This is a genomic window from Mucilaginibacter sp. P25 (genome assembly GCF_050859465.1).
Classification (GTDB): domain Bacteria; phylum Bacteroidota; class Bacteroidia; order Sphingobacteriales; family Sphingobacteriaceae; genus Mucilaginibacter; species Mucilaginibacter gossypii.
In genome coordinates, this window is sequence record NZ_CP193937.1 from 6,469,399 (window position 1) to 6,492,422 (window position 23,024).

25 protein-coding genes are annotated in these 23,024 nt (G+C 44.5%); 10 read left to right on the forward strand and 15 right to left on the reverse strand.

The window, feature by feature from the left end; genetic code table 11:
• Positions 1 to 16: 16 nt before the first annotated feature.
• From ACRQ5D_RS32615 to ACRQ5D_RS32650, 8 genes are all read left to right on the forward strand, one after another.
• The gene (locus tag ACRQ5D_RS32615) at positions 17 to 1,516 is read left to right on the forward strand and encodes a RagB/SusD family nutrient uptake outer membrane protein (RefSeq protein ID WP_091169814.1); all 1,500 of its coding nucleotides are present in this window, start codon (positions 17 to 19) and stop codon (positions 1,514 to 1,516) included.
• 24 nt (positions 1,517 to 1,540) lie between these two features.
• A complete protein-coding gene (locus ACRQ5D_RS32620) occupies positions 1,541 to 2,236 on the forward strand; it encodes a hypothetical protein (protein WP_091169817.1) in 696 nt (231 codons plus the stop codon).
• A 32-nt stretch (positions 2,237 to 2,268) separates the two neighbouring features.
• A complete protein-coding gene (locus ACRQ5D_RS32625) occupies positions 2,269 to 3,243 on the forward strand; it encodes a hypothetical protein (protein ID WP_091169822.1) in 975 nt (324 codons plus the stop codon).
• A gap of 674 nt (positions 3,244 to 3,917) precedes the next feature.
• A complete protein-coding gene (locus tag ACRQ5D_RS32630) occupies positions 3,918 to 4,244 on the forward strand; it encodes a hypothetical protein (protein ID WP_432327872.1) in 327 nt (108 codons plus the stop codon).
• Positions 4,245 to 4,650: 406 nt separating this feature from the next.
• Positions 4,651 to 4,929, forward strand: coding sequence for a winged helix-turn-helix transcriptional regulator (locus ACRQ5D_RS32635; RefSeq protein WP_256337463.1), 279 nt, complete (start codon positions 4,651 to 4,653; stop codon positions 4,927 to 4,929).
• A 188-nt stretch (positions 4,930 to 5,117) separates the two neighbouring features.
• Complete coding sequence (locus ACRQ5D_RS32640; RefSeq protein ID WP_431198817.1) at positions 5,118 to 5,669, forward strand: AAA family ATPase; 552 nt, start codon at positions 5,118 to 5,120, stop codon at positions 5,667 to 5,669.
• Entirely contained in the window at positions 5,644 to 6,618 is a 975-nt protein-coding gene (locus ACRQ5D_RS32645) for an AAA family ATPase (RefSeq protein ID WP_431198818.1), read from the forward strand. The genes ACRQ5D_RS32640 and ACRQ5D_RS32645 overlap by 26 nt, the downstream gene beginning before the upstream one ends.
• A gap of 804 nt (positions 6,619 to 7,422) precedes the next feature.
• Positions 7,423 to 7,686 (forward strand): tyrosine-type recombinase/integrase, encoded by a 264-nt coding sequence (locus tag ACRQ5D_RS32650; RefSeq protein ID WP_091169825.1) that lies wholly within the window; start codon positions 7,423 to 7,425, stop codon positions 7,684 to 7,686.
• Between the two features lie 5 nt (positions 7,687 to 7,691).
• Here the strand turns inward: ACRQ5D_RS32650 and ACRQ5D_RS32655 are convergent, their stop codons facing one another.
• From ACRQ5D_RS32655 to ACRQ5D_RS32725, 15 genes are all read right to left on the reverse strand, one after another.
• Positions 7,692 to 8,402, reverse strand: a complete 711-nt coding sequence (locus ACRQ5D_RS32655) for a sulfatase-like hydrolase/transferase (protein ID WP_431198819.1) — start codon at positions 8,400 to 8,402, stop codon at positions 7,692 to 7,694.
• Positions 8,357 to 9,274: a sulfatase-like hydrolase/transferase gene (locus ACRQ5D_RS32660; protein WP_431198820.1), complete on the reverse strand. Its 918-nt coding sequence runs from the start codon at positions 9,272 to 9,274 to the stop codon at positions 8,357 to 8,359. The genes ACRQ5D_RS32655 and ACRQ5D_RS32660 overlap by 46 nt, the downstream gene beginning before the upstream one ends.
• A gap of 6 nt (positions 9,275 to 9,280) precedes the next feature.
• The gene (locus tag ACRQ5D_RS32665; protein WP_091169834.1) at positions 9,281 to 10,012 is read right to left on the reverse strand and encodes a thioredoxin domain-containing protein; all 732 of its coding nucleotides are present in this window, start codon (positions 10,010 to 10,012) and stop codon (positions 9,281 to 9,283) included.
• Positions 10,013 to 10,014: 2 nt separating this feature from the next.
• On the reverse strand, positions 10,015 to 11,892 hold the full coding sequence (locus ACRQ5D_RS32670) for an arylsulfatase (protein WP_091169837.1): 1,878 nt from the start codon (positions 11,890 to 11,892) through the stop codon (positions 10,015 to 10,017).
• Between the two features lie 18 nt (positions 11,893 to 11,910).
• Positions 11,911 to 12,786, reverse strand: a complete 876-nt coding sequence (locus ACRQ5D_RS32675) for a sulfatase-like hydrolase/transferase (RefSeq protein WP_431198821.1) — start codon at positions 12,784 to 12,786, stop codon at positions 11,911 to 11,913.
• A complete protein-coding gene (locus ACRQ5D_RS32680; protein WP_431198822.1) occupies positions 12,732 to 13,745 on the reverse strand; it encodes a sulfatase-like hydrolase/transferase in 1,014 nt (337 codons plus the stop codon). Before ACRQ5D_RS32680 ends, ACRQ5D_RS32675 begins: the two co-directional genes overlap by 55 nt.
• A gap of 13 nt (positions 13,746 to 13,758) precedes the next feature.
• Positions 13,759 to 14,028, reverse strand: coding sequence for a hypothetical protein (locus tag ACRQ5D_RS32685; protein ID WP_431198823.1), 270 nt, complete (start codon positions 14,026 to 14,028; stop codon positions 13,759 to 13,761).
• 341 nt (positions 14,029 to 14,369) lie between these two features.
• The gene (locus ACRQ5D_RS32690) at positions 14,370 to 15,926 is read right to left on the reverse strand and encodes a RagB/SusD family nutrient uptake outer membrane protein (protein ID WP_091169848.1); all 1,557 of its coding nucleotides are present in this window, start codon (positions 15,924 to 15,926) and stop codon (positions 14,370 to 14,372) included.
• 24 nt (positions 15,927 to 15,950) lie between these two features.
• On the reverse strand, positions 15,951 to 18,749 hold the full coding sequence (locus ACRQ5D_RS32695; protein WP_432327877.1) for a SusC/RagA family TonB-linked outer membrane protein: 2,799 nt from the start codon (positions 18,747 to 18,749) through the stop codon (positions 15,951 to 15,953).
• The gene (locus tag ACRQ5D_RS32700) at positions 18,734 to 19,039 is read right to left on the reverse strand and encodes a carboxypeptidase-like regulatory domain-containing protein (protein ID WP_431198825.1); all 306 of its coding nucleotides are present in this window, start codon (positions 19,037 to 19,039) and stop codon (positions 18,734 to 18,736) included. The genes ACRQ5D_RS32695 and ACRQ5D_RS32700 overlap by 16 nt, the downstream gene beginning before the upstream one ends.
• On the reverse strand, positions 19,036 to 19,209 hold the full coding sequence (locus ACRQ5D_RS32705) for a hypothetical protein (protein WP_176844493.1): 174 nt from the start codon (positions 19,207 to 19,209) through the stop codon (positions 19,036 to 19,038). The genes ACRQ5D_RS32700 and ACRQ5D_RS32705 overlap by 4 nt, the downstream gene beginning before the upstream one ends.
• A gap of 193 nt (positions 19,210 to 19,402) precedes the next feature.
• Positions 19,403 to 20,542: a formylglycine-generating enzyme family protein gene (locus ACRQ5D_RS32710; protein WP_091169854.1), complete on the reverse strand. Its 1,140-nt coding sequence runs from the start codon at positions 20,540 to 20,542 to the stop codon at positions 19,403 to 19,405.
• Between the two features lie 130 nt (positions 20,543 to 20,672).
• Entirely contained in the window at positions 20,673 to 21,506 is an 834-nt protein-coding gene (locus tag ACRQ5D_RS32715; protein ID WP_431198826.1) for a sterol desaturase family protein, read from the reverse strand.
• The gene (locus tag ACRQ5D_RS32720) at positions 21,499 to 21,696 is read right to left on the reverse strand and encodes a hypothetical protein (RefSeq protein ID WP_091169859.1); all 198 of its coding nucleotides are present in this window, start codon (positions 21,694 to 21,696) and stop codon (positions 21,499 to 21,501) included. The genes ACRQ5D_RS32715 and ACRQ5D_RS32720 overlap by 8 nt, the downstream gene beginning before the upstream one ends.
• Positions 21,693 to 21,869, reverse strand: coding sequence for a hypothetical protein (locus ACRQ5D_RS32725; RefSeq protein WP_176844494.1), 177 nt, complete (start codon positions 21,867 to 21,869; stop codon positions 21,693 to 21,695). The genes ACRQ5D_RS32720 and ACRQ5D_RS32725 overlap by 4 nt, the downstream gene beginning before the upstream one ends.
• A 385-nt stretch (positions 21,870 to 22,254) precedes the next feature.
• Between ACRQ5D_RS32725 and ACRQ5D_RS32730 the strand changes: the two genes are divergently transcribed.
• The gene (locus ACRQ5D_RS32730) at positions 22,255 to 22,488 is read left to right on the forward strand and encodes a hypothetical protein (protein ID WP_091169862.1); all 234 of its coding nucleotides are present in this window, start codon (positions 22,255 to 22,257) and stop codon (positions 22,486 to 22,488) included.
• A gap of 176 nt (positions 22,489 to 22,664) precedes the next feature.
• Positions 22,665 to 22,841: a hypothetical protein gene (locus ACRQ5D_RS32735; RefSeq protein ID WP_176844495.1), complete on the forward strand. Its 177-nt coding sequence runs from the start codon at positions 22,665 to 22,667 to the stop codon at positions 22,839 to 22,841.
• Positions 22,842 to 23,024 lie beyond the last annotated feature (183 nt).

Below are 23,024 nucleotides of genomic sequence, written 5' to 3' on the forward strand. Positions count from 1 at the left end.
TATAAATCATACTTCAATGAAAAGAAAACACCTATTGATATATACTATGGCTGCGGCATTATCAACTGCTTCCTGCCGCAAATTTCTTGATCAAACGCCCGTAAGCACACCTACAGACGTTACCACATGGCAGGCCGACGGTGACGCGAATACCGGCGTAGCGGCTTGCTACTCCCTGATCAGAGCGGCATTTAATGCTTCTATAGGATATTATGCGTATGGAGATCTTGCATCGGGCGAATTCAGCAGCTCAGACCAGCCCGACTTTCAAAAAGTGATTGACTTTAACCTCGGCGCGGGAGTAGCTTCAACAGCTACTGATAACCCGTTGTTGAAATTAAGGTTATGGACTCCCTTTTTTACCGCCATCGCGCAAAGTAACAGGGCAATGTCATTTATTACAGCCATGCCGGTCACTGTTTTTAACGGGACTTCAGATGCCGAAAAACTTGCTCAAAAAAACAAATATCTGGGTGAAGCTTATTTTACCAGGGCATTTTGTTACTTTACAATGGCCAGGATCTGGGGAGATGTTCCATTGGTGTTGGAGAATACCGACGCAACGGCGGCACAACAGTATGCAAGGTCTCCGCAAACTGATGTGTTAAAGCAGGCAATCAAAGATGTTAGCCAAGCCATTCAATACCTAAATTGGAAGGACAGTGGTTCGTCTGATCGTTCAGTTCGTGCAGATAAGGGCGCAGCTTACGCTTTGCTGGCTCATATTTACGCATGGATGGGCAATTATCCTGCCTGCAATGCCGCTTGTGACGCCATTATTAACTCCGGATCATATTCCCTAATGCCTTCTGCATCCTTTATGGATATCTATAAGGGTCAGTCGCAGGAGAGTATTTTTGAAATTGCGCAAAACACGCTGGCGGAAGGTTACAATGCAAACGTTTATTACACCCTGGCATCCCAGACACTTACTGCTCCCTATTTAAATGGCACTGTTCCAGTCTGGCATGTGAATAGTTCGCTTGTTCAGAGCTTATATAGCGATACGGCTGACGTACGCTTAAAAAAGGGATTCATTACAGTAAAAAATGGCACAACATCTTTTTACGAATGTATCAAATATACCAACATTCAAACAGTTAATAACAATGCCGCGTTAAAGGTTGCGCTTAATAACATTGTGATATTCAGGTTGGCTGATATCATATTATTAAAAGCGGAGGCATTAAGTGCCGGACAAACCGTTAATTATGTCGCAGCGTTGTCTCTTGTTAATGAGGTACGTAGTGCCAGAAATGCCAGGCCCTTGGCCGGCGTTTTGGGTACGGCAGTTGTTCAAGCCGTAACCGACGAAAGGGGTCGTGAATTGTTCCTGGAAGGACACAGAACATTTGACCTGATCAGACTGGAAAGAATAACGAAGCAACAACAGTTTGACAATGTCACCCCGGGTGAATTCGCAGCAGGCAAAACTTATTGGCCTATCGATCCAAATTTGTTTCTCAATAATTCTAAAATTATCCAGACCCCGTTCTGGATCGGGAAAGTTAATTGATCCACAAATAAATAAAGACATACGATGAAAAAATCAAATCATTATTTAAGTGTTGTGCCGGTGGCACTATTGCTCCTGTTTTGTTTAGGTGCCTGTAAAAAGAATAGCTACCTTACAGACGGCGGCCTCCAAAAAGCTGCGACTCCGTTCTCAACATATGATTATCTGAAAAACAACAAATTTCACCAGTTTGATACCTTGCTTACTTTAATTGATTTCTACAAATTAAAGGACAGCATAAACAACAGTAAGACCTTTTTCGCACCTCCCGACATGGCTATCAACTTGTTAATGAAAAGAATAACTGTAAAGAGGGAAGTAGATGGTGCCATACTTTCCAGTCCAATCACCACTCTGAAACAGCTTACAGATTCTGTCAGTGCCAATCTGTTTAAACAATATATGTTTAACCAAACCATTACGCTTGACGGGGCAGGTATTACAGCGGTTTCTTACGCCAACAAAGCGGGTTCCGCCGCCCCGTGTGCTATAAAAAAAGTTGCAGGAATAAGCTCTGTCTATTTGTCCAACAGCGCTTTAAGTTATAATTATTATACGTTAGAGTATGTAGTGGTGAACGGTACGATAGATGGCCCCTCCGGTCCGTCTCCAGGCGACCTGGTCGACGCAAATTTACCCTGCCAGACGTCAGGTATCCAAACCAGTACGGGTACCACGCTTCACGTGCTGGCTAACTTTGCCGTATTGAGAAAGTTATAATATAAATTATCAACGTATTTAAATCAATTATCATGCGTAAGAATTTTACATATTGGATAGCAGTAACGCTGCTGCTGACGATAGCAACCTTCAGTTGCAATAAAATAAAAACAGGGTTTATAAGCGACAACATCTACTATAATGTCAATCCGTTTACTGTTGCACAAGGAATTACAACCGTGTCTGCCGGCTTGGTGATTGATGGTTCCACGACACCCGTCAATGTAAAATTGCTGGCAGTCAAAGATATGGCAACAGGCGCTGACGCTTCTAAATATCTGCTAACAAAGGATACTGTGCGGGTATATAAAGGCAATGTTACTGCTGACGACTCTACGATTGCATTGTTGAGTGCAAAACTTAAGGATAGTACACTAGCTCCATTTAGTATTAATCCGATAGGTGGACGCCTTCAGTTTACGCAAGCGTCCAAGTTTGTTCCTGTAGGGTCTTACAATATCGATTTACAGGTATCTAACGTCAGAGGAACACGGATATTAACGAACGCCTGCAAAATAAACGTAGTAGGCAGCATACCGGATACGGTAAGTTACAAAGCATATAACCATTCTGACGCAACGTATACTAACTTCGTGGGTTTCTCGGCTTCGTTATTAGATATTAAAGTTACCTATAAGCCGGACGGTCCGGACAAAATCATTTATGTATGGAAAGATAAAAATGGCAAACCTTGGAACCCGGCCAACGGGGAAGTTATCGGACGGCCTGGAAGACCGAATTTTTCGGACTTCGACCCCTATTATCCAGTGGTGAAAACAGATACCTCATTAGAATACAAGTATCCAGGCGGTGTTCCAGTTTTCCCGGTTTTTACCACTTCAAAAAACTATCCCGGTTTTGTCGGTGGACCTTATTATTACAGTATTGTTGGAAAGCATACTGATGTTGCAATGGCTGTTAATACGACTTTAACTGTAGGTTTTTTTCTGACAAAGGGAACTTTTGTTGTTACAACTACGGTAACAGACGTGACCAGAGTCCCTTAAGGTCATTTTCCGGCTGTATTCGTTATCTCGTAAAGTGCAATCAACTTAGCCTTTAATTTTTATCAATTTGCGCAAGACAGTTCCTTGAGGTTCCTTTCAGGGAAGACCTTAAAAAGACTATCTGTTGATCGGTGCAGGCATGCACTGATCAACAGATAGTGAATTTTTTCTTCTAATTGTGGCTTTTCCGCAATTTCGCAGCTTTTTGAGCATTTGCCCAATAATAATCGGGATACGAAAGACTGGATTTGCTTTATTAATTAACCTGATGTAATATGAAAATAACTGTTACGCTTATCTGTAACCATCAAAGTTTGTACTTTTCGCAAATACTGTCGAGTATGGTAAAAAAATCGGGCAGGCTTTCAATATATATAGCAAATTTGCAGCAAATAGATGTCGAGCATCCTGTAAAGCGATTTTGATCTGTAACATTGTATTTAAATAGAAGTCAAATTATTAATAACACCCTATTGATAGTTATCGCGTACTTACATTGGTTAACTTATCTACTGTAGCTACATCTCATTAATGAATCAAAATTCCCAGAATCCCACAGTAGAAATAGCCTCCGGTTTGACATTGATGACCGTGTTTACACTTATCTGGACAGGTATAGCTATTATGGATTTGACGGATCGCCATACAAGTGACTCTTAGGAATATTCCTGATAGTGTGTATTTGTTTTAGTTATTACGCTTTTCGTATCCGGAAAAACAGCAGAGATATACCATTCTCCGATGTTTCCACTAACCAGGAAGAAGAAAAGAAAAAGATAAATGGTTTATCATCATTTGCGCAGGAGAAGGTACCGGGTGATACGGTACTGGTAGAAGGAGCTACAGGCGGTCTCGGTTCTTCCAGTGTGCAGCTCGCTAAGTTGTACGGTGTATCTAAAGTGCTCGGCGCAGCCAGTACGCCTGAAAAAGAGCGATCGCGGAGAGCCTTGGCGCTGATGCGACGGTGGATTATACGCAAAGCGACTGGCCGGAACAGGTGAAGCAGCTGACAGATGGCAAAGGTGTATATATCATACTGTAAACAGTTGGTGGAACGGTCGCTCAGCAGGCATTATCTGCGCTCGCAGATTTCGGGCGGATGATCTTCTTCGGATAGGCGAGTGGTGAGAACACCGCGATCGATCTCTGGAAGCTTACAGTTCCTAATCAAACGATCACCGGCCTATACATCATGCCTTTCATCGAGATGCCCGGATTTGCGATGGAAAGCTTGACAGAGTTGCCCCGCCTGATCCTCTGGATGGCATGTAAAATAATTTATACAAAAACTGATAAACACCGATTACTGCATTGTAATTTAACATTATTTGTAAAATAACTTATAAAAAAACGGAATAAGTTATACTCCTGCACCGTAAGTGTAGCTATGGACCTAGTCGGCGGAAAGTGGTCATCCTGTATCATTTAAAAGATTGGAGTAAGCGCTATGGCGAACTGAGAAAAGAAATGCCTGGCATTACTGAAATGACCTTGAGTTTGCAATTAAAACAATTAGAGGAATGCGGATTAATTGCAAGGCAGGTTTATGGTGAAAAGCCGCCTGTTAAAGTTGTATACAGCTTAAATAATTTTGGAAAATCCTTTACACCGGTACTCGATGCCATTCTTAACTGGGGGAATGAAATTGCTGTTCAAAAGGGCAAGTACGTAAAAAGCATCACTTAAAAAAATTTTAAGTATAGGTCCTCCAAGCTGTCAAAAACCTATCTGATTAATGCAAAATGCGAAGCCCGGAAACCCTATATCTACAAACATTAGCCTAATATCATACTCAGCCATAACCATCTTTTTAAATAGACTTGTGGCTGATTATGTGTTTTTATAATTAGCCACAAGTATTTATATTTGCATAGTTGTGGCTGATTATAAAGAATACGATTTGCTCACAAGCATGGAAAATCAAAGTTAAAATAGAAGTGAAAGAAGTTATCGGTCGTATAGAAGAACAGCTTATACTCGGGCAGGCTTTGCAATCTAATGAAGCTGAATTGATAGCTATATTTGGCAGAAGGCGAGTTGGCAAAACCTATCTGATCCGAAAATCCTTTCAAAAACATATTATTTTTGAAATTTCTGGTGTCCATAATGCAACATTAAAAGATCAGCTGATAAATTTTAGCAACACATTGGCTGAAAGGATGCAATTACCTATCCCTCCAGCTATTCCAAGTAACTGGACACAGGCTTTTCAAATGCTTAAAAACTATGCAGAGCCGCTATTAAAGAAAAACAAATGTGTTATTTTCCTGGATGAGTTCCCCTGGTTAAGCTCGGCCAAATCTGGCTTTTTACCTGCGTTTGAGTTTTTTGGAACTCATGGGGAACAAAACAAAACAAAACAACCTGGTTCTTACCATTTGTGGATCAGCAGCATCATGGATGATCCAAAAAGTAGTAAACAATAAAGGCGGCCTACATAACAGGATTACAAAGAAACTACGGTTACTTCCATTTACACTTGCTGAAACAAATGAATATTTGCGACACAACAATATAAATCTGGACCATTATCAAATTGCACAGCTATATATGGCTATGGGGGGCATCCCACAATATTTGAAAGAAATTTCTCCGGGACAAAGCGCAGCTCAGAATATAGACCGGATTTGTTTTACAAAAGATGGCATTTTGCAAAATGAGTTTAATAATCTGTACCAATCGCTATTTGCCCAAGCAGATAAACATGTTTCTATTGTAAGGGCGCTTGCCAATAAACCATCAGGTTTAACACGCAAGGAAATTATCGCAGAATGTGGTTTATCTACAGGTGGAACGGTTACCTTGCTATTGGAGGAACTAACAGAATCGGGCTTTATTTCCGCTTATCTGCCATTTGAAAAAAACGTACGCGACAGCATTTATAAATTATCGGATGAATATTCAAGATTCTATCTTAAATTCATAGAAAACAGCCGTGCAACTGGTGCTGGAACCTGGATAAAGCTTTCTACAAGTTCTTCATGGCGAAGTTGGAGTGGTACAGCTTTTGAAAGCGTTTGCTTAAAGCACATAAAAGAAATTAAAGCGGCGTTGGGGATCGCCGGGGTTTATACCGAAGAGTCGGCATGGCGATATGTTCCGGGGAAAGGCCAGCCAGGCGCACAAATTGATTTACTGTTTGATCGTCAGGATTTCTGTATCAGTATTTGTGAAATGAAATTCTCAAACTCAGTTTTCACAATAGATAAGGCTTATGCGGCAGATTTGGTGCATAAAAAAGATGTGTTTAAAAACAAGACTAAAACCGCCAAAACATTATTTATTGTCATGGTTACGACCTTTGGCACACAAGACAATAGCTTCAAAATAGGACTTGTACAAAATGATATCAAACTAGAAAGTCTGTTTAATTGATATAATTCCTAAATCGCGCCAAAACTGATTTTTTTATGATTTGGTAATATTGAAAGCCTTATCCATAGTTAATTTACCTAAGCAGTTACAAAAACATCAGGATACATAATTGAATTTTCCTTAACAGTAACTGTCGGGTCGCTATATTTTTGAAAAGCCCGCTAATTTAGGCAAGACAATAACTTATGCAAAAAATGCACAACATCAATAGGCATTTCTATAACAGAAAAAATGCGATTGCTGTTGTATTGAACCACCGAGAATTCCTCGGGGGCTGCTCCTAAGATATAAAAAATTAGACTTTAATCCTTATGACAACTATTATCCCATTCTTGTCTTTTATTTCATTATTTCATATCAGGTGTTCGCAATGAGTGTATAAAATAAGTTATTAGGAATATGAAAAGCCCATAAAAACTTTTTTACTATCTTCGTAACACAATCGGCAAAGGTCGATTATGTGTTTATTGAACGATTCATTAGCTTAAACACCACCTTACAAGTCAATAAAAATCAAGGACTTACATACACTGTTCGATTTCCACTCTGAGTACTTGAAAATCAAGCGATTAGATGAAAGACAGTAATCGCTTTTTTGTTTTCTGAAATTTCTGGTGAAACAATAGTGAAACAGTTAGTGGGTCATGAGGAAAAGTTAATGTTTCACAGGTAACGAAAACCTACGCTTTCGATCACGAATACTCACTCCTCTCATTATCACAATCACTACTACCTGAAGCAATCATTATTCTAGAAAAATATAAGAAAAACCCAAAATGCCTAAATACAGGACTGGCCCCTCCTATGTTGAGTAATCAGAAAATGAACTCCTATTTGAAAGAGATTGCAGGAATAGTGGGTATCAACAAAGAGTTGACCTTTCACATCGCCAGACATACATTCGCTACAACAATAACATTGAATCATGGTGTACCTATAGAAACTGTATCAAAATTGCTTGGTCATACCAATATTAAACAAACACAACATTATGCAAAACTGATAGATAAAAAAGTGAGCGCGGATATGCGCGAACTTACATTTAGAAAAGATATTATCAGCAATTAATTAAGTTACAAGTCTTTTATTGTTTCCCAGTCAACTACGCCGGTCTTATTTGCCCAGGCCAGATATGCTTTCTCCAGTTCGATTACCTTTGCGGGACATTTTTTAGCCAGGTCTTTCGTTTCAGAACGGTCTGCTTCGATATCGTAGAGTTCCCAGGGCTGTTTCGGTTCTGCAACCAGCTTCCATTTGCCTTTTCGGATGGCGCGGCTGCCTTCGTGTTCCCAAAAAAGTGTGCGTTCCCCATTATTTGCCTTGCCTGTAAAAACTGGAATAAGGCTTCTACCTGCCAAAGGCGTAAGTTCCCGGTTTTTAAATTGAGCGGGATAAGTTACCCCGGCCAGCTGCAAACAGGTAGGCATCAGATCGACCAGATGCCCTACACTACTGCTGGTACTTCCCGCTTTAATATGCCCTGGATACCAAGCAATCATGGGCGTTGCTATCCCACCCTCGTGGGTGTTGCGCTTAAATAGTTTAAAAGGCGTGTTACTTACATTAGCCCAGGGAATCTCGTAACTATCGATAGAATTTACTGATCCGGGCTCACCGTTCTTCTGGATCACTGTTTTCAGGCTTCTTACCTCATCAGCACTTCCGCCATTGTCGGATGCGAAAAGGATGATGGTGTTTTTATCTTTCTCCAGTTGTTTAAGTTTGGCCATAATCTCGCCTATGCAGGCATCCATACGGTAAACCATGGCAGCATAAATAGCCATACGGGTATCCCATTTTTGTTTATCTTCTTCGGATAATGAATCCCATGCAGGCGCACGTTTATCCCGGGGGATAATGCCCAGCTCTTTTTAATGATACGAAGCGCCACCTGCTTTTCGTAACGCTGCTTGCGCAAGCAATCCCAACCTTTCAGGTATTGTCCTTTAAACTTAGCTATATCCTCCGGCAGCGCCTGGATTGGCCAGTGCGGGGCGTTGTAGGCCACATACATCAAAAAGGGCTTTTGCTCGTCTTTGATTTCTTCTAATGATTTGACAGCGAAATCTGTGATGCCTTGCGTTAGATATTTGGAAGTATCGTTCCGGGTAATCTCCTTATTGTTCAGCATAAAAGTGATTTTACTGCCATCGTTATACAAAGGCGCCGAATTAAAATAACTGCTACCATTGTTCAGCATGGTGAACGACTTATTAAAACCACGATTATAGGCCAGCGCTGATTTTTGCAAACCGACGTGCCATTTGCCCGATACAATGGTATTGTAGTCGGCCTGCTCTTTCAGTAATTCGGCAATGGTAGCGCTGTGATCGTTGAGGTACCCCTGATAGGCTGGCGAACATTTGTATTTCACCATATCGCCTATCCCTGCCTGATGGGGATATAGACCGGTTAAGAGGGCCGCGCGCGAGGGACAACATCGGCCTGCATTATAAAACTGGGTCATTTTCAAGCCCTCACGGGCAAGCCTGTCGATATTGGGTGTGCTGATCTCCGAACCGAAGCAGCTGATATCAGAAAAACCCATATCGTCGGCCAGGATGACCACGATATTGGGCTTTTGTTTAGGAGCCTGCCCCAATACAGGCCCCGTGCAACATATGGAGATGATTATATAGCCGATTTGTTTGAGCATAAACGCTTATTTGTTATTTACCGCCAATGGACTTTTGGCCGTTTCGGTTGCAGCGATAACCTGTACAGCTGATGAAAAGCCCTGCTTTTTCCAAACCTGTTTACCGTTTTTATATAGCACTAAGGTTGGCAGCACATTTACTTTCAAATCTTTGGCCAGATTGGTATTATCATAAACCTCAATGCTGATCACTTTTGGCGAAAAAGCTTTATTTGCTTTCAACGAATCCAGTACCGGCACCAGCTTTTTGCAGGCTCCGCAATACTTCGATCCGAAATCAACCAAAACCTCCGGTGATGAGGCCACCAATTCATTAAACTGGCTTCTCGAAAGAGATACGCCTTTTTTAATGGTTGAGATGATAGGATAACCAGAGCCAATCCAGTTCGCCAAACCTCCTGGCAATTCTTCCACATCTTTAAAACCTTTAGCCCGTAACTCTCGCGAAAGTACCGTGCTGCGGCCATTGGCTATCGAGTATACAAAGGTTGGCTTCTGCTTATCCAAAGCATCTAATTTTTGCAGATAACCGGGTGCTTTGGCATCTACATTGATTGCCGCTTTAATATGGTTCTGCACAAATTCCTCGGCCGAACGGGCATCCAGTATCTGTGGTTCTTTTGCTTGTTTCAGCTTTGCAGCAAAGGCCTCGAGCGATAACAGCTTTGGCGATTGCGCTTTTACTCCGCCGGTAATGATCACCAGTAGCGCCAGTAAAACAACTTTTAAGTTTTTCATGGTTAATTATTGTTTTCGAGTTTGTGTATGCGTTTGTTGTTGATATCGTCCCTGTCGATAAAAGGATAAATATGGTTCTTTTTGGCCTCGGCATCGAACAGGTCTTTCAGTTCTTTCAGCTTTTCGGGATATTTTTTGGCGAGGTCGTTGCGCTCGTTAAAATCCTCGTTCAGGTTGTATAGTTTCCAAACGTCCTTATTATAGTTACGCTCTGGGATGATTTTTCCCTGCGGAAAATTGAGCAGGTCCACGTTATCCGGGCGGTGCGCGGCTTCAGCTTTCCAACCATCTTTGTAGATCGACCTTGAAGTGAAAATATAGTAATACTGCTGCGTGTGCAATGTTTTTGCCTGCGCGTTATTGAATGAATTAATGAACGATTTGCCCTGCAAGGTATCCTGCTTAATACCTTTAACATACTCCGGCAATTTTAAACCGGCAGCTTCTATAGTTGTTGGGAATACATCCGAAACGTGGCTGTATTGCGTGCGGATGCCGCCTTTTTCGGTGATAAGTTTAGGGTAATAAACAATAAGCGGGTTGCGGGTACCACCTTCGGCATCGGCGTCAGATTTCCAGTATTTAAATGGCGTATTGGCGGCCTGCGCCCAGCCTAAAGGATAGTTAGTGCTGGCTTCGGGCGTGCCTATGGTTTCATAATCGCTTTCGTTCTTTTTTATATAATCAGCCTCCGGCGTAGTTGCAGCTGAGTTTTTAGGATTGATCACACCATGAACCGTACCTTCTTTACTGGCACCATTATCGCCTATCATTACAAAAACCAAAGTATTATCAAACTGCCCCGATGCTTTCAGATAGCTGATCAAACGGCCAACCTGGTTATCGATGTAGGTTAAATAACCTGCATAAACCTCCATAAAACGGGCGTAAAGCTTTTTCTGATCGGCAGGGAGGCTTTTCCATTCTTTAATGCGCTCGTTACGCTCGGGGAGCTTGGCATAAGCGGGGATATAGCCCGCTTTCTTTTGGTTTTCGAAAACTTTTTGGCGGTACACGTCCCAGCCTTCATCAAACTTGCCTTTGTACAGGTCGCTCCATTCGTGGCTTACCTGGTGCGGGGCGTGGGTTGCTCCGGGCGCGTAGTATAAAAAGAAAGGCTGATCGGGCGCGGCTTTGTGGGCGGCATCGATATAGGCGATGGCCTTATCGGTGATCTGCTCGTTCAGGTTACGGCCATCGGGTTTAATATGGAAATTATCCTCCACCAAATGCGGCGGGTTATATTGATCGGTAGCCGATTCGAGAAAGCCAAAATGGTGATCAAAACCTTTACCGGTCGGCCACCTGTCAAACGGACCAACGGCTGTGGTATCCTCATCTGGCGTTACGCCCCACTTACCTACAGCGAAAGTGCTGTAACCGTTGGAGCGTAAAGCCTCGGCAATAGTCCCTTTATCCGGCGGGATCCGGCCATCATAACCCGGGAAACCAGCAGCGGTTGAAGCATGGGCAAAATTGCCCATATGTACATAATGGTGGTTACGCCCGGTAAGCAAAGATGAACGTGTAGGCGCGCAAATACCTGCCGTATGGAAGTTGGTATAGCGCAGACCGTTATTGGCCAGCGTATCGAAATTTGGCGTACTGATCAATCCCCCAAAAGTTCCTGATGCGCCGAAGCCGACGTCATCCAGCAGGATCCATACAACGTTTGGCGCACCTTTAGGCGCTTTAAGCGGTTTGTTCCACCACTCTTTTGATTCGGCGAAGGTTTTGCCCTCTACGCCCTTGTAATTGGCCGGGTCGATAGGCGCTATGTTGGCCGGCGTTACCTTCACCTGGGGCAACTGTGCAAAGGCCTGCCCGCTGAACGCGAGGACTAAGGCCGAGAGCGCGGCAATACGTTGATAAGTTTTCATAATAAAATGGCTTATTGGTTATTTTTTGTGGTTTTTGTGGATGCGCTGGTGGTATACATCGTACCAATCAATAAATGGATACAGGTTGTTTTTCTGCGCTTGCGCCTCGAATACCTCTTTCAGTTCTTTCAGCTTTTCAGGATATTTTTTGGCGAGGTCTACGCGTTCGTTAAAATCTTCGTTCAGGTTATACAGCTCCCAGGTATCTTCATCAAAACTTTTATCCGGTACGTTCTGCCCTACTTTAAAATCTCCCAGTTCCACATTATCTGGGTGGTGCGCTGCTTCTGCTTTCCAGCCATCGCTGTAAATTGACCTCGAACCAAAAATGTAATAGTGCTGTAATGTGTGTTTTGATTTGGCTTCGGGATGATCGAACGAATAAACCAGCGATGTACCCTGGATAGTATCCTGTTTTACACCCCTGATATATTCAGGCAGTTTAATGCCGGTGTACTCCAAAGTAGTAGGCAGCACGTCAATCACGTGGCCGTATTGGGTACGGATAGTGCCTTTATCTTTGATCCCTTTAGGGTAATAAACTATCAACGGGTTACGTGTGCCGCCTTCAGAATTGGCATCCTGTTTCCAGTATTTAAACGGCGTATTGGCCGCCTGTGCCCAACCAAGGGGATAATTGGTGCTGGACTGCGGTGTGCCTATATCGTCAATATCCTCAATGTTGGTTTTCAGGAAATTTTCTTCGGTAGCCAGTTTAGGCGAGTTCTTTTTAGGATTGATCACGCCGTGAACCGTCCCCTCTTTGCTCGCGCCATTATCGCCGATAATTACAAATAACAACGTATTATCCAGCTGACCGCTTTGTTTTAAATGGTTGATCAAACGACCGACAGCGTGATCGGTGTAAGTGAGGTAGCCTGCATAAATTTCCATGAATCTTGCGTATAGTTTTTTTCGACATCGGGCAGGGTTTTCCAGGCCGGGATGCGCGGGTTACGCTCGGGCAGTTTGGCATAATTAGGGATAATGCCCAGTTGTTTTTGCCTGGCGATAACCTTCTCCCTGAAATCGTCCCAGCCTTTATCAAACTGGCCTTTGTACAGGTCGCTCCACTCTTTGGCTACCTGGTGTGGCGAGTGGGTTGCGCCCGGCGCATAGTATAAAAAGAATGGTTTATCGGGCGCTACGTTATGCTGGCGGGTTAGGTAAAAGATCGCCTTATCAGTGATCTGATCGGTAAGGTGACGGCCATCTGGTGTTACGTGGGCGTTATCCTCCACCAGGTCGGGTTTGTACTGATCGGTAGCTGAACCTAAAAATCCGAAGAAATGCTCGAAACCTTTACCCGATGGCCAGCAGTCAAACGGACCGGCATCGGTTGCGTCTTCATCGGGCGTTAACCCGTACTTACCAACCGCGAAGGTATTGTAACCATTCTCGCGCAGGATCTCGGCAATGGTCCCCTTATCCGATGGAATACGTCCATCATACCCCGGGAAACCCGCCGACATGGTTACATGCGAAAACCCACCCTCGTGAACGTAATGGTGGTTACGCCCCGTTAATAAAGCTGAACGGGTTGGCGCGCAAATGCCCGCCGTGTGGAAGTTAGTGTAACGCAGGCCATTATTGGCCAGCGTATCAAAGTTTGGAGTTTTGATAATGCCGCCAAAAGTGCTGGTTGCACCAAAGCCAACATCATCCAAAAGGATCCATAATATGTTTGGCGCGCCGGCGGGCGCTTTATGAGGCTCGGGCCACCACTCCTTCGAATCATCAAGCGTTTTGCCCACCGTGCCGCCAAATACCGGTGTTTGTCCGTTTTGCGCTTTGGCCGTAATTGCTGCGAGCAAGCCAAGCGACAGGAACAAGGTTATTCTTTTTGTTTTCATGTTGTTGTAGGTTTTATTCGGCATAGCTGGAGCGGAATTCTATACCCCAGCGGCCCTTCTCTTTGGTTAAAATGTATAGTGATTTGTAATACCCTATCAAGCTGCCATCAGCCCGGAACCGCGAAAAGCGGGTATCAACATGCACCTTATCTGCAGATGCCTGCACGATATTGCAATAGTCCCACTGGCTATGCTCCCAACCTTGCTTTTGTAATTCGCCAAATACTTTTGCCGAATCGCGCAGGCCTGCCCTTTCCAATACCGACATTTTGCCGCCGGCCAATCTGTAGTGGGGAACTGGTAGGCATCTTCCCGGCCTTTCGGGTCTTTGGCGTTGAAGGTGGTCATGTATTCATCAAGCGCCTGCAATACTGCGGTGCTAACCAGTGGATCGATGCCGTGCGAGCCGTTTTCTATTACGGAGCCTTGTACAGATACTGTGCCGGTTAGGGTAGTTAGGACGGGGAGGAATAGTATTATCTTTTTCATAGGTTATCGATTATCTTGTTAAATCTCGCGCCCAAATAAACCTTTTGTCATTTCGACGAGCCTGGGGTGGGATTGCGCGGGAGCGGTGAGGAGAAATCGTATTGTCAATTGCCCTTTATATCTTAAAAGCCTTTGTTACTGCCAGCCCGGATTTTGAGTAAGCTTACCATTACTATTATCAATCTCCTGCTGCGGTATCGGGAACAGGTAAAACTTGCCCGCCGCACCTTTGCTCACATTGGTTTTCCCAACCTTCAGCAAGGCGGCTTCCAAAATCCCTTTGCCTGATGCATCCCGCTCGCGGATGAGATCGAACCAGCGTTGATATTCGAATACAAACTCCAACCGGCGCTCTAAATAAACCGCATCACGGAGTGAGTTTTGATCAAGCCCGGCCAAGTCATCTAACCCAGCACGCCTTCTTACCCGATTAACAGAGGCATAAGCTTTAGCAGTTGGGCCGTTCAACTCATTCTCGGCCTCGGCATGGATCAGCAATACGTCCGAAAAACGGATGATCGATACGTTCGCACCAGATTCGGCCTCGTTTGCGGCTACGCTTGGGTCGAAGTATTTATTGAAAAATGGGATAGAATCGTTAGCAATGGTTGGGTCATTCAGCTTACCATACCATAGGTTGGTTGATGGGCTTTGAAAGCGGGTTACAAAGCTTACGCGTTTACGCTTATCATTGGCCGAATACAGTTTATAAATGCTGAAAAATTTGTCTACCCCTCCCGGTTTAGTAACATCAGGCACCGAATAAAAAACCACCTGATCGGCATAGCTGCCTACCATGCCGGGGATCCCGTTCAGCACCGAGCGTGGTGCCTGGTTATTACCCTGCCCCTGCGAGTTTGATTTGAATTGGGCCGAGAAGATATGTTCCTTGCCGTTTTCGGTAGCAGGTAAAAATACATCTGCATAGTTGGCGAACAGATCATATCCGTAAGGGCCGTTTATTACAGCTTCAGCCTGGGTTACGGCTTTATTCCATTTGCGTTCGGTTAAATAAACTTTAGCCAATAAAGCATTTGCAGCACCCGCGGTAGCACGACCAACATCGGCACCGGTATAGTTATTTGGCAGATCAACTGCTGCATTGGTTAAATCAGTTTCTATTTGCGCGTAAACCGTAGCCGCCGGACTGCGTGGCACCTGCAAATCAGATAAATTGATAGAAGTTTGATCATGCAACACCAACGGCACATCACCATACAAACGCACTAAATTAAAGTAATACAGCGCCCTTAAAAATTTAGCTTCGGCTACCAGGCGTTTGTTCAGCGTGGCATCAAATTTTATATCGGGGATAGTATCGATAGCGATATTGGCCTTTTTAATGGCCGCATAATGCTGCTGCCAGATCTGCAGGATGCGCAAACCGGAAGCCGAATGTCCTAAAACAGCTTGCGACCGTACATCGGCATTGGTAGCACCCGGACCGGGGCCTTCATCGTCGGCCATAAAGTTCATACCGGTGTTAAAAAGGGTATTGTATGGCGTTTGCACACTATTTGCGCCCGCGTTAAGCAGTGAGTAAGCGGCTGTAACAGCCGCAACGGCGTCGGCCTGTGTTTTGTAAAACTGGCTGGCCGGAATAAATGATCGGGGGTCTTCATTAAGCTTGGCGCATGATGCCGCGCCTAAAGCCAGCAGTAAAACCATGTATTTAATATTTTTAGTTTTCATGTTAAAAAAATCAAAAGTTATTGGTTACAGGGTGATACCTATACCCAGAATAAATGATTTGTTGTTTGGATACGCCCCGTTATCAACTCCCGAGGTAATGGCCGATTGCTCGTTGCTACTCACCTCCGGATCGTAGCCTGTGTACTTGGTCCGGGTAGCCAGATTTTGCGCGTTGGCATAGATCCTGATCTTTTTAATAGGCGATTTAGAAAGCACCGATTGCGGGAAAGTGTAACCTAAGCTGAGGCTTTTGAGGCGCAGGTATGAGCCGTTCTCCACAAACCTATCTGATATGGTTGGCGCCGGGTCCTGGTAGGCACTGTGCACATCGGTATTGGTGTTGGTTGGGGTCCAGCGGTTAAGCAAAGTGGTGGTGGCATTGGTGTAGCCGGTACCCAGTTCCAGCACGTTACGTTGCTGGTTATAGATCTTGTTACCGTACGATCCCTGTACAAATACGCTCAGGTCGATACCTTTGTACGAGAAGGTATTGGTGATACCGCCCGTAAATTTAGGCTGCGCATTACCAAGGATCACCCTATCTGCCGCCTGGGTAATTTTACCATCACCGTTAATATCCACATAGTTTTGTCCGCCGGGTTGCGTATTAGCCGCCGGGGTAAGCACCGGACCGCCAGCCTGGATCAGGCCGTTGGTTTTATAGCCGATAAACGAACCTATAGGCTCGCCAACTTTAATGATAGATGGCAACGATGAATCGGGGATGAACTGATTAACACCGTTACCTCCTAAGCTCAGTACCTTATTACGGTTAACCGCGAACACCAGGCTGGTATTCCATACAAAACCACCGGTTAAGTTGTGCGAGCTAATACTCAATTCAAAACCTTTATTCTGTACCGAACCCACGTTTTCATACTGCTGCGGGTTGGCAATGGCCGTATTGGTAATAATAGTTAAACCGCTGGTTGCAGGCAATGGCAGGTAAAGCAGCAGGTTGGTTGTTTTTTTATAGTAGATATCGGCAGTAACGGTGATGCGGTCTTTAAACAAACCTAAGTCGAAACCGAAATCGTATTGGCTGGTTTTTTCCCAGGTTAAGTTAGGATTGTACAAGCTGTTCGGCGCGAAACCGGCAACCGTTGAGTTACCGAAATTGTATCGATAGTAGCCCAGCTGCGAGTATGATTGATAAGCTGGAATGTCGCTGTTACCGGTTTGACCAGCACTTAAACGCAACTTCAGCTGGCTAACAGCGGTCACATTTTTCAGGAAATCCTCGCTCGAAGCATTCCACGCAATGGCTGCCGAAGGGAACGATGCCCACTGGTGCCCAGGTGCGAATTTGGACGAGCCATCCGCACGCAAGGTAAGCGTTAACAGGTATTTGCTATTAAAGCCATAGTTCACCCTGCCCAGGTATGATTTCAATGCCCACACGTTTGATGAGGACGACGGCGCGATAGCGAAACCGCTGCCTGACACCGAAGTAACGCTACCCGAGCCCAGGTTATTAAAGGTATCGTAATCGCTCACAAAGCCCGATGAACCGGTTATGGCACCCTCGGCCTTAAACTGCTGCTGGGTAAAACCGGCCAATACGTTTAGTGAGTGCTTGCCGAATTTTTTATTGTAAGTAAGCGTGTTTTCGTTAAGCCAATTGAAAGAATCAAGCGTACCAACCTCGCCCAGGCCCGAATAACCGGCACCTTCATACACGGTGGCAGGCAGGTAACGGTTTTGTTTATTATCGATGATATCCACACCGGCCAGCACCCTTGCGGTCAGGTTTTCGGTGATCTTATAATCGCCCGCGATATTACCTAAAATACGGCTGGTAGTGGTACGGTTGGTTTGGTTATACAGCGTATTGATGGGGTTACCATAAGTACCTTCAAAAACGTTTTTGACGTAGAACGAACCATCGGCATTGTAAACTGGTGTGGTAGGTGTCATCAGCAAAATGGCAGGAACAACACCCTGCGGCGCAACCTGCGCGGTGTTGCGGCTACCGGTTATGTAGGAGGAGATCTTGAACTTATCGTTATAGTCATGCTCCACATTCACCCTGCCTGCGTAACGCTCAAAGTTGGTGTTCTGCAGGATACCATCCTGCTTAAAGTAGTTGCCCGAAAATGCCAGCCTTGTACGCTCGGTACCTGAAAATATCGAAAGGCTATGGTTTTGCGAGTATGCTTTGCGGAAGGCGACTGCCTGCCAATCTGTGTTGGCGCCATAAGGGTTAAGCTGGGCTTCGGTTTGGGCAGTTTTGCCGGTGTTTATCAAAGCGTCGTTACGTAACGCTTCCCACTGGGTACTGTTTAACAGCAATAAAGTTTTGATCACCTCCTGTCTGCCGAAGCTTCCATCGTAATTGATGGATGATACACCTGCTTTGCCTTTTTTAGTGGTGATGATAATTACACCATTGGCACCACGGGTACCGTAAATAGCCGTAGCCGAAGCATCTTTCAGCACCTCGATACTTTCAATATCTGAGGTATTGATCGAAGCCAGCGGATTGATCTTGGGGCCGTTGGTTACACCAGCATCAGTTAATGAGTTACTGTTTGATGTAGGGAAACCATCGATCACATATAACGGCTCGGCCACGGCATTAATAGAGTTCACACCGCGTACCTGTACGGTAACACCTGCACCCGGCTGCCCGGTAGCCTGCGTAACCTGGATGCCCGATACCGAACCTTGTAAAGCCCTGTCTAACGACGGGATAGGTTGCTTTAAGGCTAAAGCAGGCACTGAAGCCACCGAACCGGTAATATCCTTACGCTTTTGCGAACCATAACCCACAACAACCACCTGGTTTAGCTGGGTTTGGGCATCTTTCAGCTTGATCTCCACCGGGCTACCATCGGCAATAAATTCCTTTTTTCGTAGCCGGTAAAGGTGATGATCAGTTTATATGGAAATTTCTGCCCGGTAACAAAGCTGAATTTACCCTCAATATCAGTAGATACAACGTGGGTAGTGCCCTGAATTTTTACTACCGCGCCAGGCAATGGTTCGCGGGTGGCACTGTCAATTACACGGCCAACCAAGTGTGAGTTGATAGTAGGCTGGGTTTGCTGCGCTATGGTTAGCAACGGCAAGCCTATCAATAATAAAAATGTAATTAATAACAGTTTTTTCATGTCGACAGGTTGTTAAAGGTTAAAAACTCCGCCGGTTGATTGTCTGCGTAAAACAGCTTGTATAATTGGTGCGGATGAAAAGCATCCTCCATAAATTGCAGCGTAAAGGCTGCTGCCCGCCGGGCAAAAGGCAACGTATAGCCTTTTCCCGCCTTTGCAATATTTTGCATAGATTTGATTAATTAAAATGACACCATAAAACAGGCTCAACGCCAATCGATCCCTGTTTCGTTGTTTTGATCCGGAGGGAAAAGCAATGCTTTTCCCTTATTTGCAGTAGGTAAATATTATCGTTTCATGTTCCTTTCTGTTTGTGCCCGCCATTAAGCAGGCAGGTCAATTATTTAATTCGGGGTATTTAATTTAGTTACTAACACAACGGAAACCCAAATGCTCCATCCCGCTATCTTCGGTAGTTTTCATCCGGCGCGATACCCGGTAGCCAGAGCAATAGCTATCGTTACATAAAAATGACCCGCCACGTACCGCCCGTTTTATGGCATAAGGCTCATCCGGGTCGTACGATTTGGAAGCGCCCTTGGGGTTTTTCACGCTTGATGTACCCAATGTTTTGTAATAGTTATTGTTGTACAGATCGGCACACCATTCCCATACATTGCCGGCCATATCATACAATCCGTAGCCGTTTGGTTTAAACGAACTTACCGGGGCCAGATAATAGTATCTGTCTCGCTGGGTATTTTTGTAAGGAAAACTTCCTTCCCAGGTGTTGGCTTTTGGCTGTCCTTCGTTTATTTTTTCATTACCCCATGGGTAGATTTTATCTTCCAGTCCTCCCCTTGCCGCCCGTTCCCATTCGGCTTCGGTTGGCAAGCGTTTTCCGGCCCATTTACTGTAGGCCACGGCATCGTACCATGATACCTGCACTACCGGGTAGTTTTCCTTGCCCTTGATATCACTGCCGGGACCGTGGGGATGCTTCCAGTTGGCTCCCGTTTTCCAGGCCCACCATTGCGCGTACTCATTAAGATTAACCGGGTGCTCTGCCGGTACAAATACCAGCGACGCTGGTACCTGTAAACTATCGGCAGGCTTTTCGGTGCCTGGCGGCATTTGCTTTTTCAGTTCATCCCAATCAGGCTTGCGCTCGGCGGTGGTGACGTAGCCGGTAGCTTTAATAAACCGGGCAAACTCGGCATTGGTTACTTCGGTTTTATCTATCCAGAAGCCATCAACAGTAACATCGTGTTTCGGGTACTCATCGGGCTCGGCCTGTTGGTTATCTGCCCCCATCCTAAAAGTCCCGGCGGGTATCCAAACCATCCCCGCATGGTTGGCATGGGTGTTGCCAGTATCAGGCAGGATAAGCGCAGCACCGCTTAGCCCTGCTGTTTTAAACCTGCCTGGTAAATTCGATTCGCAGCAAACCTTCTTATTATTGCCCGGAACCCGGGCAATAGCAGCAATGGTCACCGGTTTTTCCTGCTGCCCGCACGCAGCAAGTAATATCGCCCCAAACAATATCAGTATTCTATTTTTCATTACACTTTTACCGGCTGTAACTGGAACTCTGCAACAGGTTGCTCCGCTTCGGCTTTGGCCAATGGATCAGGACGGTATAACTGGTGAGGCTGCAAAGGCACATCGTCCTTAACCATAGGGCCATCGGCAGCTAATTCACTTCCCTCAACTTTCGATTTAAAAATTGGCCAGGCCAGTTGCGCATACCATTGGTCGCCCCCATAGTGCGAAATACCGTAAGCTTTAGGATACTGGCGAGAGATGTGCGCTGTACCGAAAATGACATCCCACCAAAAAACATATTGCCAAAGTTGCCTTTGTAATAACCCACGCCATCATCGGTAGTAGCTGCGTGGTGCGCGTGGTGTGTTGCTGGTGTTGATATGGTGCGCTCCAATATCCAGGCCAGCGGATGTAACACCTTATACTGATAAAAAGGTTTATCCCATGGGATGCTTGAATGCGCCAGCGTGGTGATAGTACCTTTAATACCTTTCACAACCAAAGCTGGGATTCCCAAACCCAGATAAACCAAAGCTGCGGTTAAATAAGTTTGCGAAAAGAACAGCGTGTAAATGATATTTTGCCTGCTGGCCATAGCCATGCCCATGTACGATGCCGAGTGGTGCGTTCGGTGGAAACGCCATAACCATGGCACTTGATGGTGCAGGCGGTGATACCAGTACTGGGTCAAATCGTCGGCCACAGCTATGATGGCGCATCCCCATAAAAATGGCACCCAATCAAACGTGTTTTTTAAAGCCGGTAACAAAGCTGGCAATACCAATAAACTATAGTAGGCTACCAAGGGCCTCACCACCAGTTTAGGAATTGTAAAACAGGCTATATCCACCCATTTTTCATTTTTATTCCAACGTTTTTTGTACAGGCCGAACGAAAATTCGAGTACGCCCAATACCAGCGTTAAAACGGAAAAACCGTAGCCGTTAAGGTTATCTATTACTTGTTTTATTTGCTCAATCATTGTCTTGCGAGTTCGTGGTTTTAGTTTTTACTGTGTTTTCCTGTTTATCCTGATGCCGCTTTTTTTCCCAAGGCCGCTGACCAGTAATGGCGAAAGTGCCAAACATGAGTGCGATAGGCAGTATGTACAGCAACAAGCTCAATGAAGCGTTTTTGATGATCTGCTTTTTGGTTGATTGTTCTAATTTCATGATACGTTGGTGTTTTGAGGTTGAACAATTTGCGCTGTCTTGGCCTTCGGCGCATTGTCGAGCAATTTGCGACCGAGCCACAGGCCTCCGAAGATGATAATGAAAGGGATAATGGTTACGATAATGCCCACCAATACCTTCTTCCCGATAAGGGAAACGTCGTTAAGCGTCATGATAAATCTGATTAAGTTATTATAGCATAGGCACCTTATAGCGGTCCGCATTACCGGTACAAGCACCTGTTAATTAAAAAGGATCAGAGCATCTGCCTATAAATAGCAGAATGAAAGGAAGGGAGAGAATCCCTGTATTGCTTTATTAACAGCAACAACAAGAAGGACAACAGCATATAAAAGCAGAAGCAGTTAAATGTTGATTAGCAAAGCCGTATTTAAGTAAAAGTTCGGGTTGCATGGTGGTTGCTTTTAAACTGTTTTTTTGTAGTGATTTTGTTTACTGGTACAAATGTAGAAAAAGATTTGATAAATACTACAATTTCTATAGAAATTATATAATTAATTAAGCGATCAGTATTTCATATTACTGCATTTTGTATATTTGATTATAGCATTTGATGATCCGATAGTGAATGTTAATGATGTTGTTTTAAATGGTAGATTGAAAGTAAATATCAAAGGTATTGCTCCATATACCTTTGCAGACAATGCTCCGTTTCGAAAAGGGATGCAAATCAACGAGGCCAGCTATATATATTTGGGCTACCGGTTTTTTGACCAATACAAAACGGTTTGGGATTTTGACGAAAAGAAAATCTATGTACTGGAGAAATAAAACTTGTTAACCTGCTATTAGTTTTCGAATTGCCGAAGTCGTCTACAAAATCGGGTACCGACACCTGTTATAACCTTGTAAATTAATGATTTACAAGGCATTTTATTTCCAACCAGAGATAAAACAAAATACATTTAGTTATTGCAAAAGGATTCGTCTATTGTCGATATGACCGCGTGATAAGCAATAAAGGACAGATTGGCCTGCCCCTGCATTTCAAACGTTTTGGCCAATCCCCCAATTATTACTTCAACAAATATGGTGTACGCCCGTCCAACGGCAAGCCCCCTGGCAGATGGGGAAAGTATATGGTGATGAACCTGGAGATCAAAAAAGGATGGAAAGCATGGTAAAAAAACGGCGATCACTTCGGGAATCCCTATCTTTCTGAAAAAAGGATACCGGCAAAAGCACCAGGCTGAAAAAAGCCATCAGCAAGAGCATAGGATCGTGTTCCCGGAAACGATGATCGTCACAGGCCGACAGGCCAATGGGTTCTATGGCCCGTTTTACGGTTAACGGCGTTAGCTTTTCAT